Raw genomic sequence first — 2,958 nt, 5'->3', positions numbered from 1 at the left:
CTTCTCCACCACCTCGGTCTCCCTGACCCGAGCCTCTTCCACCACCGGATTCATCGTCCCTGCCTGGGTCGCCCTGCACACTAAACTGCTGGGTACGGACTGTCTCACTCACCTTGGCAGAGAGGGCGGCGCGAGGGCCACCCCAGGCAGCGCGGTGTTGAGGCGCTCAAGACAACCCACAGCCCCAGTTGTTCACGCATCCCGCGCCCGAACTGCTCTTGCGTGCCAACTCCCCGCCTGTTAGATACTGAACTAAATGGTTCAGTGTGAAAATGCCGGCCTCGATGCTTCGTTCGCCGCGCTCTCCGACGCCACCCGACGCGGTGTTCTGGAGCAGCTCGGGCGTGCGGAGGCCTCGATCACGGACCTCGCCGAGAAGTTCAACATGACCCTCACGGGCATGAAGAAGCACGTCGGTGTCCTGGAGCGGGCCGGGCTCGTGATCACGGAGAAGGTCGGGCGCGTGCGGACCTGCAAGATCGGCCCGCGCCGACTGGAGGACGAGATGGCCTGGCTCGAGCGGTACCGCCAGCTCTGGGACGTCCGCTTCGACGAGCTGGACAAGGTGGTCGAGGAATTGAAACGGAAGGAACAGGCCGATGGCCGCAAGCAAAGAGAGTGAGCCCACACCCATGAAGAACCGCACGATCGTGGAACGGAAGTCCGAGCGTGAGACCGTCGTCACGCGAACCTTCGATGCTCCGGCACGCATCGTGTTCGAGGCGTGGACAAAGCCCGAGCTGTTCAAGAAGTGGTGGGTGCCGAAGTCGATGGGAATGACCCTGGCCTCCTGCGAGATGGATGTTCGTACCGGCGGCACGTACCGTCTGGTGTTCGGCCAGGGGATGGCATTCTTCGGTACGTACAAAGAAGTCACACCGCACTCGCGCCTCGTCTGGACCAATGAGGAAGGTGGCGACAACACGTCCGTCACCACGGTGACCTTCGAGGAAAAAGAGGGCAAGACGCTGCTGGTCGTGAGCGAGCTCTACCCCTCGAAGGAAGCTCTCGACGCTGCCGGCGGAGCCGCGGAGGCGCTGGTCGAGACGTTCCAGCAACTGGACGAACTGCTCGTCACCCTGGGCGCGTAGGACGGGCCTGACGCAACCGGTGACCGGGTGCGGGCGATAATGCACCGGCCCTGGAGAGAGCCATCTCCAGGGCCGGCGCCGTTTGTGCGCCCCTCCAAGGACACCCCCCCATGCATGCCCATCTCTCGGAGCGGACCATCCGCTCCCTCACCGGAGCACTCACGCTCCTCGTCCTGCTGACCCGCTGTGCCGCGCCCGCTGACGCGCCCGCGCCCACCACCGTGCGTCAGGCGCTCGCGTGCAGCGGCGGCGGCAGCATCGACCAGCACGCCGCGCAGTGCGATGGCACGGGGAAGCTGCTGTCCTGGGCGCCTCCCGCGAACCCGGGCAGCTCCGCCGCGTATGACTACGTGCTGGACCTGAACCAGAACTACCTGCTCGCGCTCCCCAACCTGTCCAACCTCACGAACCCTTCGGTGGCCAAGCCGGCCTACTACGCGCACTCGTACCTGTGCAGCGGCACGGCGCCCGGGTGTTCTCCCGCCGGTCAGCCGGTGGGCTGGCCACACAATCCCGCCGGCCTGAACGCGATGCTCATCGAGTCCGGCCTCGCGTACTCGCCCTACAAGAACGACCCGCGCCTGCGCGACCTCGCGCTGGCGCTGCTGGACTGGCACCTGGCGCACGGCATGACGGCCGTGGGGGACCACTGGTCCCAGGTGCCCTACGCGAGCGGCGCCAGCGGCACGCTGACGTACGCTGGCGCGCAGGCGGGCGGCTCGGTGGGCGTGGGTGACGGCGTGGGCTACCTCCAGCCGGAGAAGGTGGGCGCGCTCGCGTGGGCCGCCGTCCAGGCCTTCAAGTTCAATGGCAACACGGCCTACCGCGACATGGCCATCAACGCGGCCAACCAGCTCACCAGCCACCTGCGCACCCCGAGCGCCACCGTGTCGCCGTGGCCGTACCGCGTGCGGGCCTCCGACAACGCCGTGCGCACCGGCGCGAACATCGTGGACAACTACGCGTCCAACGTCGTGGAGCCCCTCAAGCTGTTCCAGGAACTCATCAAACTGGGACAGGCGGGCGCGCTGAACGGCGCGCCCGGCTACAGCAGCACGCAGCTGGCCCAATGGCAGAGCACCCAGGCCACCGTCCTCGCGTGGCTGCTGGGCGGCAGCGGTCCCATCGCGACGCAGAACTGGACCCAGTACTTCGAGGACGTGGGCTCGGACGCCACCAACAACCTGAACCAACTCGTCCCCGGGGAGACGGCCAAGTTCCTGATGGACAACCCCGGCCTGGATCCGAACTGGCAGGCGCACGTGCAGAACATCATCGCCTTCATCGAGACGAACTTCGGAGACACGCTGGAGTTCGGCGCGCGGCCCATCAAGGAGCAGTACGCCTTCCCCTACAAGATGGGCAGCCACACCTCGCGCTACGCCGCCGTGAACGCGCGCTACGCGGAGCTCACCGGGGACGCGACGGCGAAGGACAAGGCCTTCCGCGCGTTCAACTGGGCCACGTACATGGTGCGCAACAGCGGGCTCACCATCGACGGGCCGTATCCCAACAACGTCTGGTTCACGGACGGGTGGGGTGACTTCATCCGCCACTTCGTCATCGGCATGGGCGCGCAGCCGGACTGGGCGCCCGCCGGGCAGAACCACCTGCTGCGCTCCACCTCCGTCGTGAAGAGCGTCACCTACGGGCCCGGCAACGAGGTCCGCTACACCACCTACGACGCCAGCGCGACGGAGGTGCTGCGCCTCGCCTTCGTCCCCTCGGCGGTGACGGCGGGCGGCACCGCCCTGTCGCAGCGCACGGACCTGGCCGCGGACGGGTGGACCTTCGACGCCGGCAACAACGCGCTCCGCGTCCGCCACTCGACCAGCGGGGTCATCGTCATCTCCGGGGCGCCTCACAC

General features: G+C 67.4%; 3 protein-coding genes. All 3 read left to right on the top strand.

The annotated features are described in order from the left end of the window. Positions 1 to 256 precede the first annotated feature (256 nt). A complete protein-coding gene (locus tag D7X55_RS37980) occupies positions 257 to 622 on the top strand; it encodes a helix-turn-helix transcriptional regulator (RefSeq protein ID WP_121725590.1) in 366 nt (121 codons plus the stop codon). Between the two features lie 10 nt (positions 623 to 632). Further along, positions 633 to 1,091, top strand: coding sequence for an SRPBCC family protein (locus D7X55_RS37975; protein WP_121725589.1), 459 nt, complete (start codon positions 633 to 635; stop codon positions 1,089 to 1,091). 110 nt (positions 1,092 to 1,201) lie between these two features. Next, the coding region (locus D7X55_RS37970) for a hypothetical protein (RefSeq protein WP_121725588.1) at positions 1,202 to 2,958 on the top strand (1,757 nt) is incomplete at its 3' end.

The sequence above is a fragment of the Corallococcus sp. AB049A genome (genome assembly GCF_003668885.1).
Classification (GTDB): domain Bacteria; phylum Myxococcota; class Myxococcia; order Myxococcales; family Myxococcaceae; genus Corallococcus; species Corallococcus interemptor.
This window is presented reverse-complemented; position numbering and strand designations above follow the sequence as displayed.

Excerpts from the sequence above, each read along its gene's own strand:
- D7X55_RS37980 (WP_121725590.1), top strand. The coding sequence starts at position 257 with ATGGTTCAGTGTGAAAATGCCGGCCTCGATGCTTCGTTCGCCGCGCTC.
- D7X55_RS37975 (WP_121725589.1), top strand. The coding sequence starts at position 633 with ATGAAGAACCGCACGATCGTGGAACGGAAGTCCGAGCGTGAGACCGTC.